Below are 15,494 nucleotides of genomic sequence, written 5' to 3'. Positions count from 1 at the left end.
ACGCCTCTAATCATTAATGAGCGTGGACAAAGCTGGACTATGTGGCATAACTGTACCCATCGTGCCGTTGGATTTTATGTACGTACTTATACCTCACCGGGCTAATCTTGCCGTTAACAGTGACCATCTCAAACACTCCAGTGGCTCGTGTTACTACCCTCTGACGTGTGTCCCAGCAAATTTACCTGTTGGGAGGGTGGCTCGTACCATGTCGCCTGTTCTAAAACCAAAATGGAACTTGATATTAGAACGGTGTTTGATGGGAAAGCCAAATTTGTTTGTGATGCACATTTGACGGTTGCCGTGTCCGATTGCTTTTATTAACAATGGCTTGACACCTTTAATGTTTAGAGTGGGCGTGGACTTGCCAACACAAGCTGCATCAATCCAATGCTGCTTGTCTAATAATTGGCTGCTTCTGTTAAACTTGGTCAGCCCACCAGAGGCAGTTTCAACAGGTAATCCAAACTGTTTTAAGCACTCCAAAAGAGCAAATCTAGTAGTGTTAACTGCGGCTGCGTCAGAAGCAGGTTTCTTGGTTTGAGATAGAATCCTCTTTAACTTTTCAGGGTCTTTTTTGAGAAAGTCTTTGACATCTTTGGTGCCTTTCTTAACGTTGCATTTTTCACAACTCAAGGTCAAGTTAGAGAGTCGGTTAGAACCACCCTTTGCTCTTGGGTGAATGTGTTCTACCTGGAGAGGAATGTCTTTTGCGCCACAATAAACGCAGGTTCTATCCCATTTTTGTAACAAGTATTCTCGTGTCTCGTATCCGGCTAGGGTGCCTTGCTGGTATTCGTTCCCCTGAATATCAGGATTTAGCATAAGCTGCATATCAAAGCGAACTAACTCTTGAGAAATAGCGCCAATGCCAGCAAGTTTTATTAGCCTCTTGACCCAAGTTTTGATGTTTTCAACACGACTTTGTAGGCTAGGCGTTCGCCAATATGAAGGACGTTTTCTGTTATTAAAACGCGGTGCCCGATCACGAGTTTTACGAGCGCGTGCGCTTTTACGTATTTGTCTGCGAGAGGTTAAAGCGTCTCTAATAGCAAAACCTCTATGTTGAAGTGAAAAAGCAAAAACAACTTCGCCTGTTGCATCATTAACTAGTGCAAATCCAGTGGTCTTCGCGCCAGGGTCAATCTTTAACCTTAGTGGTTGAACGGGTGCATCTGGACGCGACTCTTTCAGTATTAGTGTGAAAGGAAACCTCCGAAATATTGCAGCTTTCCCATTTCTTAGTAACTGCCTTGCTTGGGCTGAATGAATTGGATCTAAAGGCTTTTTGTCAGTGTCGATTAAGAATACTTTAGGCATTACTGCCTCTCCTTGCGGGTGATGTTTTCCTAGTCAATGTTAGGAAGGCTTGTTGCGCCAAGAACACGGTTCTAGCTAAATACTCTGTTTAATTCTTAGCGATAGAGCGGCAGGCTGGAAAGCACCTGTTGGTATCATGACCTTCCTAACGGAGCCTTTCGGCTAAGACTGGCTATCTCTCCACCGGAATGTACTGGTTGTCCAGTTCTGTCCAGTGTTTAGCGGATAGCGATACTGCTACGTTCCTGCTAAGCCTATTGACTGGTGTCTCGAAAAAATTATATACGACTTGCAGTGAGATCGCCGTTAAAATCGGTTTTTTCTCTACTAGACCTGAAATTCATATTTTTTGTAATTCTTATCATTGACTGGAATTTTCCTCACTGATTCCACAGAGTTTCCACAGGCACTTTCCTATTTTCCACAGGTGCTTAACGCTGTTACAAGCTCTTGCTGTATTACTGGGGATTTCTTTCTCTTGCGGGCTGCGGTCTTCAGAAACTGAGTTTTTATTAAGAAAAATTACAAAAACAACCAGAAACCCTGATTATTTCGTAGAAAATTATTTTTTTTCAACTCCTTCTTAATATTTCGCAGCATTGACAACCCCACCCCCTTTTGACGCAAAATGATGCGGCTTGCTTTTTTAGTCCGTTGAACTGCTGTGTAGAATTACCTAAGCTGTTGCCGCTTTCTTGTCGGACAGGCGCTTGGGCTGTGTGTTCCCACTATGGCTTATTAGAGGCAAGTTTCCCCATTGGAGAACTTCAAAGGAGACGAATTTTATGAATGCAACAGTTAGCATATTTACAGAAATTCCCGAAACACTTCATGAATCACTCAAAAGCTACTTGGAAACACATCCAGACTGGGATCAAAAACGTGTACTGACGGCAGCGCTGTCATTGTTTTTACTTCAAAATGGGGATAGCGATCGCCGCGCTGCCCGGGTTTATCTAGAAACTTTGTTTCATCAGTGCTAAATAGAAATGCGTTGCCAAAATCAGGGGTTTAAGCAAAACTTGGAATTAATGAACCGTCAGTTGCTGCGTAATATCTACTGGAATGGTCACAAAGCGGGCATAGCGCCTTTGCGCGTTCCATAACCACCAACAGAGCCGCAAAGCCTCTGTTGGCGGCACAAGCTCAAGGCTTTGATTGATGTATCAGGGTTATTTTTTTCGGCGCTTTTAAGTGAGGAAGTTGAAGCACAATATGAGGAGCGCCATTTAGGTGATAAGCATCTTAAACGGCTAAGCAGTCCGTTTGTTTCCCTTCGTTAATGCAGCATATCAGCAATCAAAAATCTTGAGTGGCGGAAGTCGCCACTCAAGATTATCGCTTGCACCATCACGAATTTTTTTGAAGTTATCAAGCTTAAACGTAACAGAAATAGTCCGATGTGTTTGCCAGCACTTAATTTGCTTGGCTCTCAACAGGTAAAAATACTACTAAAGGATGAAATATAAAGTATGAACTGTTTCATCCTTCATCCTTTATGCTTCCTCCTTTAGACTTGATTATGGTTATGGTTATGCTCCAGTTCTTGAACTCAACAAATCTACACCTCAAAGCAATGCCTGGCTTTTGATTGTGTGGTCACTGGGAGCAAGGCTTTGTATTAAGGTTAATTTTTTAACCTAGCTTCCAAGTAAAACCATTGTCATTCACATATTTTGGCGGCAATATTCCTTACTATTGCGATTTTTCAGACGGCTGGATTTGAGAAGGGCATTCAAATTTATACCCAACCCCACGCACCGTTTGAATTAATGCTGGTTGGGTGGCGTCAGCCTCAATCTTCTTACGAATTTGACCGATATGTACATCTACAACCCTTTGGTCACCGACGTACTCATAGTCCCACACCTCCTGAATCAGTTCAGCGCGTCGCCAAACTCGACCTGGATGGCTAGCTAAAAAATGCAACAAGTCAAATTCCAAAGCAGTTAAGAGCACGGGTAAGCTGTTAAGTGTGACTTCCCGCCGTACGGGGTCAATCATCAGCTTTTCAAATACCAGGCGCTTCTGTTCTGCCGTAGTGACAACACGCTGACGCCTTAAAATTGCTGCCACTCTGACTTCGAGTTCTCCCAAACCAAATGGCTTGGTGAGATAGTCATCAGCACCTTTAGAAAAGCCGCGAATCTTGTCCGCTTCATCTGCACGGCTAGTTAGCATCAATACAAAAACTCCGTTACGGCTTTGCATCTCTTGGCAGAGGTTAAACCCAATCACGTCTGGTAAATTTACATCTAAAATCACCAAGTCTGGGTTAAATTGCTCAAACAGCGCTAGAGCAGTCTTACCATCTTCGGCAGCCTCTACCTGATAGTTTTGCTTGATTAAAAAGCGTTGGATTAAATTCCGAACCGCAGGGTCGTCATCAACTACAAGAATCTTGGCAGGAGCCATGACCATCACTTTGCACAAAAATTTATAGGATTAACAAGCGAATTCCGTCATAAAAGCGGTTTTCGCTTTGGGGGACAATATGTATCTACAAGGCTAAGGCATGATTTCCCTGATTATTCAAATACTAGTGTAATCAGGATTTTCAACAATGAGGGCGTAAATATTTTGGTAATGCCACCCCTGAGTTGTGTGTCTGGCTTTTTCTTGTCAACTTTGTGTCCAAAAGGCAGATGCTTTGACCTTAGCTCTGGCAACTGAGTAAACTAGGATACAAGCTTTGTCCCAGTTGCACAATAATTTAAAACGCTTCAATTTTAAATCTATATGCGGCTTTATGGCACAAGACATCTGAGGCTAAATTATTCCCAACTCAGTAAAGCTGCAGTAAATCGTTAAATCTGAAACAAAAAAAAATTGTTCATAAAAATGGCTTCTAGGTATTTTTAGCTTAAATTCTAGAGTAAAGCTCTGGTCAGTGAACGACATGAGGGTATACACGGAGTTATGGCTATATGTTAAAGTGACTATAGTTAAAATTACCAAATTAATGCCGCTTACCTATGCTACTATCCGGGTAAGACATACGAATTGACCAAAACATTGGTTTCGACCAACATAAAACTATAGTCGTTTTTTCTTTAGCAAGATATTGCCGCCGACTGAGGCTAAAGTGATAAACTCCCATGAGCGAGCACAATCCCTACGAAAAACTTGGGGTATCAGAAGATGCTAGTTTCGATGAAATTCAGGATGTTCGCAATCGCCTATTGGAGCAATACAGTGGCGATGCTAAACGTCTAGAAGTTATAGAAGCTGCTTATGACGCCATTTTAATGGAGCGCTTAAGGATGCGCCAAGAAGGCAAAATCAAAGTGCCCGAACGCATCCGGTTTCCAGAGCGCCTCGTACAACCGCCATCAAAAGAAAGTCTCTCCCCTCGCAAGCAGTCGCCTGCGTGGCTGCAACGAGCCCTAGATAAGCCAACTCCAGCCAATTTGCTGTTGCCTGGAGCTTGGTATATTGGATTGAGTGCCATTAGCGTGTTTTACCCAGTTGGACCAGCTGGAAACGACCAGATTTTGCAATTGGCATTAGTGCTTGGGGTGAGTGTAAGTATTTATGTTCTTAATCGTAAGGAAGGAAAGTTTGGTAGAGCCGTTTTATTAACGCTTATTGGTCTGATTACGGGCTTAATTGCAGGGGGACTAGTCGCAAGTTGGCTGCTACCCCAAATACAATTTTTGAGTTGGACAGACAATCAATTTTCTACGGTGGTAACTTTCGTATTGTTATGGCTTATCACTAGTTTTTTAAAGTAAATCGATTTTTGCTAAGTAGCTAGGCACAATGAAAGACCTGGGTTGAAAAAAGCCCACCCCATACCCCCTAAGCGCAAGCAAGGAGGGGGATTAACAGTTACCAGTTACCAGTTATCAGTTATCAGTTATCAGTGAGCCAGCGCCCTTTGGAGGGTCTCCCGCTCTCACGGCGACTGGCGTTCGTCGTTCGCTTCGCGTGTCCGTTCGCCCTTGGCGTGCCGCAGGCATAGGACATAGACGTGCCGAAGGCATACCCGAAGGGTTATCAGTTTCATCCTCCGGGTTAAGTCCCCCACCAATTGGATCGAAAGCGTTGGTGGTGAGCCACTGCGGTCTTGGGGTTTCCCCAAGTAGAGCAAGTGGCGTTCGTCGAAGACGTGCCGAAGGCATACCCGGAGGGCGGGTTTAAATCCCCCACCAGCCCGCTGGCGTTACTGTTCACTGTTCACTGTTCACTGTTTTAACAAGTTTTTCATGGGTAATGGTGAAGCAGCGCTCTTGGTAGGGTTTCCCCACCCAGGCGACTGCTGTGCCTCCTATGTCCTTCCGACACGCTGCGCGAACGGAGGAGATACGCTAACGCCGTCAGGCGTGCCGTAGGCATACCCGATAGCCGTAAGGCGTGGCGTCAGCCATAGGGTGTACGCAGTTCATGACGGCTACTTAATGGGCAATAAGGAATAGGTTCATCCGATTCCTTACTGCCCTATTGCGCTCTTCAAGCTGTTTGTTGTAGCGCTGTCTCTAGGACTAAATCCACAGCAGAACTTAAATCAGAGACAATTAAGTCGGGCTGGTAAGGTTCTAGTTGAGCGCGATCGCGGATGCCACACTCTACTGCTATGACTTTAATACCGTGTTTTGTGGCAGAAATGATGTCGGCTTCCGTATCCCCCACCATCCAAATATCAGAAGCAGGAGGGAGTTCCTGTATTGCCCGTGCCATCAACAACGGTTTATCGTCGATGTCACGGGTTTTCACGTAGTCGTTGCTTAGGCAGTAACAGCGATTTTCTGGGAAAAATTTGCCTAAATCGTGTTTTTTGAAGGCATAATCTAATTCCCTCACCCGACGCATCGTCATCACGACCAAATCAACACCCGCCTGTTGGATTTTTAACAGTGCTTCTACAGCCCCAGGAGCAAGGGTGTCGTACTCAAAGTAAGCTTCTGTATGCACTGTTTGTCGTCGCAATTGAGAAAATTCCTGTGCTTGCTCCTCATCTAAACCAGAAATAACAGCGATTTGTTTTTCCGGAATGCGCGATCGCTTCAACTGCCAAAATTCCGCTTTAGCAAGTTCTCGTACCTCTTGGTTTGGGCGTCGAATCTTTTCCAAGCAGAATTGATACACACGGTAGTACCGTTCGGAAACATCAATAATGGGACCGTCGAAATCTGTAATAATTCTTAACATTGGTTTTTTAAATGTAAATAATTATTAACAGGTTATCCCAGATGCTGCTGCTGTGTACTTTTAAAAAATTAATAAGTCCGTTTTGGATTTCTTATCTGTCATCCAAAATCTTTGAGACTACCACGTTTGATTTGTTCATTTTCAATTGCTGCAAATAAAGCGCGAAAGTTTCCTTCGCCAAAACCTTGAGCTTGGTAACGACGCTCAATAAACTCAAAGAAAAAGGTCGGCTGTCGAAAGATAGGCTGAGTAAAAATTTGCAGTAGTACGGGGATTATATTCTTCGACCCAAAAAAAGTATTTTCTTTCCAATCTACCAAAATTTCCTGTCGGGCAATAGCATCCAGCTCGTCTGTAGACAGGGGAAGTCCTTTTCGCTGTTGAATCTGTGAGTAATAGCCTTTGGGAACTGGGAGTAAACATAGACCAGTAGCACGGAATTGGGCTATTGCATCAACAATATTGCGTGTCCGCAGGGCGATATGTTGAATTCCTGGTCCTCGGTTCACGTTCAAAAATTCTTGAATTTGAGAATTGGCTGAAGCTGGCTCATTAATTGGCAATTGTACCTCCCCGTTGCCCGAAACCATCACCTGGCTATATAGAGCAGAGCGAGCAGTTTGAATGTTAAACGTTTGCTGGGGTTGAAAATCAAGGATATTTTGGTACCAAGTCACTGCACGTTCTAAATCACCTGCATTGACGTTTAGCACGATATGGTCTATAGCAGCAAACGAAGAAGATGAGGATGAGGAGGAAGATATTGCTCCCTTATCTCCCTCATCTCCCCCATCTCCCCCCACTCCCCTTTCTATCAACGTATGAGACAGGGAACCCCAAGCGGCAATTTTGCCCCATTTAATGTATTTCTGACCACATTGCTGTTGTTGAACTGGTTGCAGGACTTTTGCCCCATGCACTTGAGCAAGCGAAATAACCTGTTCTACATTTTCAACACAAAAAGCAATATCTGCCACACCTGGCGGGTGCTGGCGTAAAAACTCAGCCACTGGGCTTGAGGGTAAGAGGGCAGAAGACAGCAAAAAGTAGACTGGACCACTTTTTACCACTTGCGTGCAAGTGTGAGCGTCATTCCTACCTTCTAAGGGAATACAGTCTTCCTTTTGTAGGAAGGTTGATGGAATACCAGAATCAGCGACTACTTGAAAACCCAAATGGTATACAAACCAATCGCGCCACGCTTTGGCATCTTCCACATAGAAGTGAACGTGATCAATTTTCATATACTGTGAAAATCCAGCGCAACTGCTTATCTGTTTGTAAATTTTGCCTTTTTTACTGGATTTTCAGGTCATTCCTAAGCAAGAATCTAGATTCCTAAACACAAATGAGGTATGAGAATTCATGAGATGAATTCATTTTATGTTGATTGGCTTGCGTCTGAAAAAACCACTTCTGGGGGTACATCGGAGCTGACTATACCTTTTAGTTCATCTTGATGTTGTGGAGATTGAGGCTGTAGGTTTTGTAAATTGTCTTTTAACTGAGTTTGTAGCCAGTATTCAAAGAGTTCATTGAGCAGTCGCTGCCGCATTTCTTCATCTAACTGAGCTGGCAGTAACTTTTCCAGTCGTACAATGACAATCCAATCTCCTAATGGTGTTGGTGGTAAAAGCTGACCAGGCTGAACTGATGCCAGCATATTTGCCAGGGCTGGATGGGGAGTTCCCAACTCAACTGGACCTATTAAGCCGCCTGTTTGAGCCTCAGGACCTTGAGAATACTCGCGAGCAAGTTCGCTAAAAGACTGTTCCCCTTCTTGAATTCGGAAGTAAAGCTCTTGGGCTATACAAATATCTTTAACCCGAATCAAAGCATAGACAACCCGATCTAACTTTGCCTTACGCGTTAGAAAATACGACTGTAACTTGTCTGCCCAAGTGCTGCGCTTGAATTGTTCCAGTTTGATGTTACGTGTGGCTAGATAATCTACTTGTTCGCGGTTTAAACCACGGGCTTGTAACCATGCTTGTAGATCATCTTCAGAATTCAACTGGTGCTGTTGATAGAACTGCTTATATGCCTGGCTGTTTTCTTCTTGTGTCAGGGTAAGCTTAGCGATCGCACTGTCGATGATAATCTCTCGCAGTAACTGCGGCAGAATTCCGTACTGCTTCAATAGGGGAATGAGTTCGTCCTTGCTAATGGCGCGATCGCCTACTTGTAAAACTGGAACCATAACCTCCTAAATGTTCTGCTTTATATTTTGGGCAAGATAGAGCTAGGTCACTCTAATGGTTTTATCAACATATCTTAATAATAGTATCTCTAGTTCTACTGTACTGACCATTCACAGGTAACTTTATCGTCTACTTTTTGATGATTTGGACTCTTTGCTTTCTATTCATCGGCTGCTAAAATCTGGAATTTCTACTTGCTCCTAGCTCAAAACGACTTCAGGAATCCATATTCTTTATCCTGATCTCGTGCGCTTGGTCAGGGCATCCATCCGCGTTCTTCGCTACTTAATTTTCTTGAGGTTGATATTATACCACAAAACTGACTTACCTGTGTAGCTTCATTTTGTCGCCTTCTAGCTACTGCAAAAGCTCTTGCAATATTAATTGAACAACTGTATCGTTTCAGTGGATTGTCCCAAACGTGCCCATAAAATACAACAGCATCTTTCGGATCAAAAAGCGTTATTCCTGGTAAATCTGTTTTTGTCCCTACTTAACCATTGTATGTGTTTTCTGTTAATGATCTCACTAGAAAGTATGGAAATTGCCTTCCCCAAGGCTGGAAGATAAGGATTACAGAAAACTAAGCAATCGTTAGGCTGGGAAACACATTTTAAAATCATAAAATTGAAATTATGTCAAACCAATTCATTTTTGATAGCTTCATAGGTAACTCGACCTTTGTTTCGCTTGAATTAGGAGACATCTTTATTACAGGGCGTAGTAGTGTTGCCAATGTCATCGTTAGTTTGGAATATGTCGATAAACCTGATCCAAGTGCAATCAAGCGACTACAACCGATTATCGACTTTATCAAAGATTATCTAACAGATTACCCAGATTGTGACTTGTTTGAGGTCATTAATGCTAATCTTGTCTCTAAGCTACTGTCTCATTCAAATTTAGATTTGTCATCAGAACTGGACTCGTTGAGCGTGACACTTGATGTTGCATCCATGGAAGTGCTTCCTTTGTCGTTTGCTAACACAATCACGTGTACCCCTGCGGGTGAGAGCAATGGACTTGTTTTGTTTAAGTTAAAAGACATCTTAATTCCGGCGTGTGGCAGTGTAGCAGATGTTTTTGTCAGCCTCGATTATATTGATGGATTTGACGTTAGTGGATTCAAGCCACTGCAACCTATCGCCGACTTCGTCAAAAATTCTCTAACAGATTACCCCCATGCTGACTTGTTTGAAGTCATCAACCGTAATCTCACCTTTGGGCTGCTTTCTAATTGTGATCTAGAGTTATCTTCAGTACTAAATTCCCTGAGTATTACACTTAGTGTCGCACAACCAGGAGTGGTTCCTTTCCCATTTACTAGCACAGTCACCGCCACCTCAAAAAGGGTAACTCAACTCTCTGTTTTAGCGGATGATTTACTGGGGCTCAGTGCTGAGCAGTTAGCTCATCCGTTCTACAATAATAATATTGATGACAAAACACTGAAGCGATTTTGGTGATTTGGTATTCTCACTTGTTCAAGGCGGTGCTAACAGAAAACATCAAGCTTTGGAGATACAGCAGTTTGCATCTTTAATTAAGGTATACCTTTTCAACTCAAGAGCCAGAAATAGAGCAAATTTTACTTTTGACTTTTGACTTTTGACTTCCCCGAAGGGGTGACTCCTGACTCCTAACTGGTGAATTCTGCTGTAATTTCTCAGTTTTTGCTACCATAAACGTTGCTTGTATCGCCTTTCTGTCTCTTGTATAAAAGCGTTTAAAATTTCCCCTGGAACCTCTTCTTCAATTAGAGATTTATAAAACTGTTGAGCCGTGTTTCCAATTTGATAAACTAAATAAGTATCAGTTCCTGTATTAATAAATCCTCCAGCAAATGGAATCATTTGTGTTGCGCTTAGACCAATTATTGCTAATCTATTGGCTCTAAGTACGCGATCAATAATTGCAAACGCTTCATCTTGACATTCTGGAACCTGTAGTTCAAAACCGTAAGCAACTGCGATCTGAAAAATAATTTCAGCTTGGATGAGAGCAATTTCAACATAATCAACCCCGACAGTCTCTGCCATTTTGGGCGGAACAACACTCATGACTACAGAAGTTCTGCTTACGCGCAGGAGCTGTCGGCGAAGCAGACGTTGAGCAATTTGTTCAGGTTTTGCGTTGGGAAATTTTGTCCAAAGATCAGCTACAAGTTTCTCAACTGCATCTAAATCAATCTGTTCAATCTGTGCCCTTGCAGCTGCTTCCTTTGCTGTTTGGTTTTCCTCTAGTTTCTTCTTAAGAGAGTCTTGATTCTGCCCCAGCTTCTCTCCAAAAAACTCACGTGTTTCCTGTTGTACTGCTTTCCCTCGTTCAATAGTAGATTGAGCGACGTCTTGTCCAAATTCTGTAGCCGACTTAACTGACTTGACAATATCTTGCCTTAACCTTGTTACCTCGCTAACCATATCTTCGCTGATTTGAGAACTGACTTCACTTACAGTTCCGCCAAGTTCTTGCAGTTTCTTAAAAAAGGACGGTATGTTTTTATTTTTTTGGGTATGACGACGTGATTGCTTACGGTGAAAGTTACTCATTGCTCTACTTGAAAGAATATTTTGTATCTTCGTAAACGTTTAAGTCTATTTATAGAAGAAGCTTTCAGTTCAAAGAACTGGTTCCAGTATTGTCACCAATAAAGCAAAATTATTGATAGCTATTATTAGCTTTTCATCGGTTTTGAGAAAGTGGAGTGTTTACCCATGTGGATATTGCTGCTGATTTCTATTTATTATTTGTATTTATGAGAACATGCTAATAGCATTCTTGCTTGCAGTCTTTTATGTTGTCAATCGAGCTTTGTCATGCTCAATATGACAGATTTGTTACAATTTGGGCAATGGCTCCCTTCTCGGTACAAGATTAAGGTGTCGGTGATACAATTTTCCGGCTCGATAGCCTTGCTGTAAGGACTTTAGCCTACAAAAAGTGCAACTTGTAGGCGTGACACCTTACCTATCTTTTCCTTGGGTTCTTAGCGTCCCTTCGCTAGCCTCTTGTGATGGAGATTGAACAACTTTTTGATTTGCTTTTTGATGACGCGTTTGCCATTGCGTGTAGAAAAAGAGAATGGCAAGCAAAATGTAGCCGACAGCCCAGGGCGTTCCAGTTCCAAAACCCAAATTGACAACAGTATCTGCTACAGTCCAACGGTAGCTGTGCATCAAACCTACCCAAGAGAGTAAAGCAGCTGCAATAGACCAATAGGCAGCTTTTTTGAAGTCTCGCTCAATAATATAAACTGTGATAGCAGCCAAAATCATCGCTGAAAAAATAAATCCCTGCTCCAAAGCAAAAGCACCATCAATATATGTATCGCTGAGCTTAAATTGCTCAATTAAGGCTGGTGTTAAAGGTTTTTCTGGCGTTCCTAGACTTGCTGCCCGTAGTGCATTTTTGGCAATTAATGCACCCCAGCCTGCAATTCCTGGTAACAAACCGACAACCACAGCAGGTGCATGATGAGCAGGAGTTGCTGTGAAGCTTTGAGCCACAATCACAATACCAATCCACAATACAATTGCCATTCCAGCTTCAATCGGGACAAAATAGGCAAGCATTGCCACGGTTCCAGTGAGGCACAGCAAGCCCATGAAAATACCATTGAGAATCGAGTAGCCCACTCTTGCCCCTAAAGCTTTCCAACCAGGATGTCCGATATAAATGGTGGTGGGGAAACAAGAACCACAAACAGCGGCAACAAGCGTACCGATACCATTAGCTGCAAGACTTGGGGTAGCTGGATAAGTATCTCCGGCAGCTTCTGCACTTTCTAAATTTTGCAGACTACCGACAAGGTTAAAAAGCCCCATTGGTAAAATGATGCTGAAGTAGTCTAGTAAGACTGCACGGCTATTCCATAATTCCCCTAACCACAATCTTGGTATGTAAACTCCTATCGGTTGTACTGCAGCGACGAACTTGGCATTATCCCAACTTACCAAACCTGTTCCCCATGCCAAACCAATTCCTAAAAGAACTGCTAATAAACCACCAGGAATGGCAAATCGAACCTGCCCAAAGTAGGTAATCAGAATCACGCCTAAGGGAACTAAACCGACGACGGGATTAGCAAAAGTCCGAAACAGAAAACCAATGGCAATGAAGGTGATGGCAATACCACCTAAAGTTGAAAGCATTGCCGCACGGGGAGCAAGGCGACGCAGAGGATTGCCAATCCATGCACCGACTAATTCAATCAAACCTGAACCTAAGCAAGCCACTAAACCTGCTTGCCATGCTAGTTCAGCAGCTTGTTCTGATGATGCACCTTGGGCGATCGCCCCCAACCGCACAGGTAACATGACCAAAAATACATAAGCAAAAAGGCTTACGGTGTTAATACCATAAGGCAAAGCAGTGATATCATCCCGTTGCTCCTGTTGACCTTTTTGGTAAGCTAACCAGCCATAATAAAAGTTACCAATAATTAAACTTAAAGCAATTCCTGGCAGAATACGCCCATATACCAGGGAGGGAGAAAATCCAAGCACTCCTTGACACAAATTAACAATTAATAATATTTGAATCAAGTTGTCGAGAAAAAGCCCAAATAAACCATCTATATCTCTGCGGACAAACCAGCGGGGAGCCTTAACTGTTGCGATTTCCATCGTCTACGCCTCGACAATTATTTTGCAATAGTCTTGTCGCTTTAAGGATATCAGCAACGATAAGCTATCCAACAGCTGGATCACCCCTTTGGGAATTCAAAATTCAAAATTATCTGGCGTGTCTAAGTACGGGCATTGCATAAATTCGTAACTTTTTTAAACGCACCAGGTAGCCAAGGTAGCGCAGCGAAAAGTTCTGCAGGAGGGTTTCCCGACCTAGGAAACTTTTCAAGACAAAGGGACGCAGAGTCTCGCCAAATTTAATCTGCTACGAATTAATGAAATGCTGTACTAAGCGTTGTCTGTAGGGTGGGGTAGTTCACGTGGGTAGCCGATTGTTAACACCACGGAACAGAGAATGGGCAAGCAGGGCTGCCTGAGTGCGATCGCGCAAGTTTAAGCGACTGAGAATATTCGTCACATAGTTCTTAACGGTATTTTCGGAGAGAAAAAGCGATTGGGCAATTTCGCGGTTATTCGCTCCAGAGGCAATTAAACGCAATACATCCAACTCTCGGGGTGTAAGTTGCGCCAATTCTGGCGGTGGTTCAAGGGAGGGAGCAGGAGCGGCAACAGGCATAAGTGCTTTTTCAAACAATCCTGGACCGAGTTGGGTATGTCCCTTGTAGACGGATCGAATTGCCAGCGCCAGTTCATCTGGTTCGGTATCCTTGAGCAAATAACCCTTAGCGCCTAGCCGCATCGCCTGGGAAACGTACTCATCATCATCGAAGGTGGTGAGAACCAGAACTTTGGTGTCGGGATATTGTTGAGCGATCGCACCAGTTGCGGCAACTCCATCCATCACGGGCATCCGGATATCCATGAGCACAATATCAGGTTGCAGCGTGGGTATAAGTTCGAGCGCTCGTTGCCCATTCTCCGCTTCACCAACCGCTAGCATATCTGAATTCGACTCAAGCATACTCTTAAGTCCCTGACGAATAATATGCTGATCGTCAACTAACAAAATCCTAATCATAGCAACAGTTTTGATGGTGGAAAAGAAACACAGATGCGGCAACCTGTTCCCGGTTGACTATGGAGATTTAACTCACCGCCCAACGCCGATGCGCGTTCTCGCATCCCTTGTAGCCCAAACCCGGTTGTATTTTGAGTGGGGTTAAACCCTTTTCCATTATCCTCGATCACCAGATGAATCATCCCAGCGTGAGAAAGTAGCTCAACGGTAACACCCGTAGCCTGAGCGTGTTTATAGATGTTCGTGAGCGATTCTTGCACAATCCGGTAAAGGGTTGTATTGAGTTCTGTGGGTAAGGATAATGGTAAATTGATTTTGTACGATGGTTTAATTCCTGTGGTTTGTTGAAAGTTTGTCAGCAGCTTTTCAATTGCTGATTCCAGAGATTGACCTTGCAACGGCTTCGAGCGTAAAACAGAAACCGAACGCCGAATTTCCAGCAGCGCCTCAGCCCCTAATTGCTTTGCCTGTTTAACAAAAGTTAATGCCTTGTCGTTATTCGACTGCCAAAACAGCAAGGCGTTATTAATTTGAATGGTTTGGGCTGCTAGGGTATGCCCCAGCCCATCGTGAATTTCGCGGGCAATTCGGTTGCGTTCCTGCAAAGTTGCCTGATCTTCAATTCGCAGCGCATACTCACGCAGTTGCTTATGGGTGATTTCTAGTTCCTGATGGGCGATCTGCAACTGCTCTCGACTCTGCCGCTCTGCAAGCAAGGCGTTAATCAATAATAAAGCGAATACCAGCGTCAAGCTAAACAACAACACATTACTGAATCGCCAATCCCATACGGCTAGTTTGAACTTCTGAGCCACAATGGGTTTTGATAGAAGCAGTGTTCCATAGGAGAGAAGAGATAAGCCCAAGACAACCAACTGTCCTGATAGCTTAAATATCAGACAACTCCGCATCACCAGTACCAGGCACAGCAGGAAAACGGAGCGAGTCGATAAGCCGTCTAGAGTCGCTGCTAGCCAAATTAAACCGAATTCCACAGCTGTATAAAACAATTTTGTTGCCAGCCTGGATGTTGGCGGTGTGAAGCTCATCAAGCCAAAAGCAGCGATCGCTCCTACTCGCAGCACCAATGACCAGGACAACTGAAACGGTAGCAGAACTTCCATAAACACTGCCGTGGCTAACAACAGCCACTCCAGGTAAAGCAACAGACGAAACGATGGATAGGTCAGGCGAACCATAGAACTGTTCCACATT

12 protein-coding genes and 1 pseudogene are annotated in these 15,494 nt (G+C 43.6%); 3 read left to right on the top strand and 10 right to left on the bottom strand.

Annotated features, from left to right (window positions below):
* Nucleotides 1–37: 37 nt before the first annotated feature.
* Nucleotides 38–1,320, bottom strand: a pseudogene (gene iscB / locus AACT52_RS15765) (RNA-guided endonuclease IscB).
* A gap of 785 nt (nt 1,321–2,105) precedes the next feature.
* Between iscB and AACT52_RS15760 the strand changes: the two are divergent.
* Nucleotides 2,106–2,303 (top strand): DUF2811 domain-containing protein, encoded by a 198-nt coding sequence (locus AACT52_RS15760; protein WP_041039473.1) that lies wholly within the window; start codon nt 2,106–2,108, stop codon nt 2,301–2,303.
* Nucleotides 2,304–3,015: 712 nt separating this feature from the next.
* On the opposite strand, the gene AACT52_RS15755 is transcribed toward AACT52_RS15760, so the two are convergent.
* On the bottom strand, nt 3,016–3,735 hold the full coding sequence (locus AACT52_RS15755; RefSeq protein WP_073632067.1) for a response regulator transcription factor: 720 nt from the start codon (nt 3,733–3,735) through the stop codon (nt 3,016–3,018).
* A gap of 683 nt (nt 3,736–4,418) precedes the next feature.
* Between AACT52_RS15755 and AACT52_RS15750 the strand changes: the two genes are divergently transcribed.
* Nucleotides 4,419–5,054 carry a CPP1-like family protein gene (locus AACT52_RS15750; protein ID WP_073632065.1) on the top strand — a complete coding sequence of 212 codons (636 nt, stop codon included), beginning with the start codon at nt 4,419–4,421 and terminating at the stop codon, nt 5,052–5,054.
* A gap of 114 nt (nt 5,055–5,168) precedes the next feature.
* Here the strand turns inward: AACT52_RS15750 and AACT52_RS15745 are convergent, their stop codons facing one another.
* The 4 genes from AACT52_RS15745 to AACT52_RS15730 form a co-directional block, all read right to left on the bottom strand.
* Nucleotides 5,169–5,444, bottom strand: coding sequence for a hypothetical protein (locus tag AACT52_RS15745; protein WP_143172802.1), 276 nt, complete (start codon nt 5,442–5,444; stop codon nt 5,169–5,171).
* A gap of 328 nt (nt 5,445–5,772) precedes the next feature.
* Complete coding sequence (locus AACT52_RS15740; RefSeq protein WP_073632063.1) at nt 5,773–6,471, bottom strand: HAD family hydrolase; 699 nt, start codon at nt 6,469–6,471, stop codon at nt 5,773–5,775.
* 98 nt (nt 6,472–6,569) lie between these two features.
* Nucleotides 6,570–7,715, bottom strand: a complete 1,146-nt coding sequence (hppD, locus tag AACT52_RS15735) for a 4-hydroxyphenylpyruvate dioxygenase (protein ID WP_073632060.1) — start codon at nt 7,713–7,715, stop codon at nt 6,570–6,572.
* A 137-nt stretch (nt 7,716–7,852) separates the two neighbouring features.
* Nucleotides 7,853–8,671, bottom strand: a complete 819-nt coding sequence (locus AACT52_RS15730; RefSeq protein WP_073632057.1) for a peptidylprolyl isomerase — start codon at nt 8,669–8,671, stop codon at nt 7,853–7,855.
* A gap of 636 nt (nt 8,672–9,307) precedes the next feature.
* Here AACT52_RS15730 and AACT52_RS15725 point away from each other — a divergent pair.
* Nucleotides 9,308–10,138 carry a hypothetical protein gene (locus AACT52_RS15725; RefSeq protein ID WP_073632055.1) on the top strand — a complete coding sequence of 277 codons (831 nt, stop codon included), beginning with the start codon at nt 9,308–9,310 and terminating at the stop codon, nt 10,136–10,138.
* Between the two features lie 210 nt (nt 10,139–10,348).
* Here AACT52_RS15725 and AACT52_RS15720 read toward each other — a convergent pair whose 3' ends face one another.
* From AACT52_RS15720 to AACT52_RS15705, 4 genes are all read right to left on the bottom strand, one after another.
* Complete coding sequence (locus tag AACT52_RS15720; RefSeq protein WP_073632054.1) at nt 10,349–11,221, bottom strand: hypothetical protein; 873 nt, start codon at nt 11,219–11,221, stop codon at nt 10,349–10,351.
* A 414-nt stretch (nt 11,222–11,635) separates the two neighbouring features.
* Entirely contained in the window at nt 11,636–13,297 is a 1,662-nt protein-coding gene (locus AACT52_RS15715; protein WP_073632052.1) for a permease, read from the bottom strand.
* A gap of 319 nt (nt 13,298–13,616) precedes the next feature.
* Complete coding sequence (locus AACT52_RS15710; protein WP_073632050.1) at nt 13,617–14,279, bottom strand: response regulator transcription factor; 663 nt, start codon at nt 14,277–14,279, stop codon at nt 13,617–13,619.
* Nucleotides 14,276–15,478 carry a sensor histidine kinase gene (locus AACT52_RS15705; protein WP_073632048.1) on the bottom strand — a complete coding sequence of 401 codons (1,203 nt, stop codon included), beginning with the start codon at nt 15,476–15,478 and terminating at the stop codon, nt 14,276–14,278. Before AACT52_RS15705 ends, AACT52_RS15710 begins: the two co-directional genes overlap by 4 nt.
* Between the last annotated feature and the right edge of the window lie 16 nt (nt 15,479–15,494).

Source organism: Scytonema sp. HK-05 (genome assembly GCF_963872035.1).
GTDB lineage: Bacteria > Cyanobacteriota > Cyanobacteriia > Cyanobacteriales > Nostocaceae > Kalymmatonema.
The sequence above is the reverse complement of the archived record's forward strand: the minus strand, read 5'-3'. Positions and strand labels throughout refer to the sequence as shown.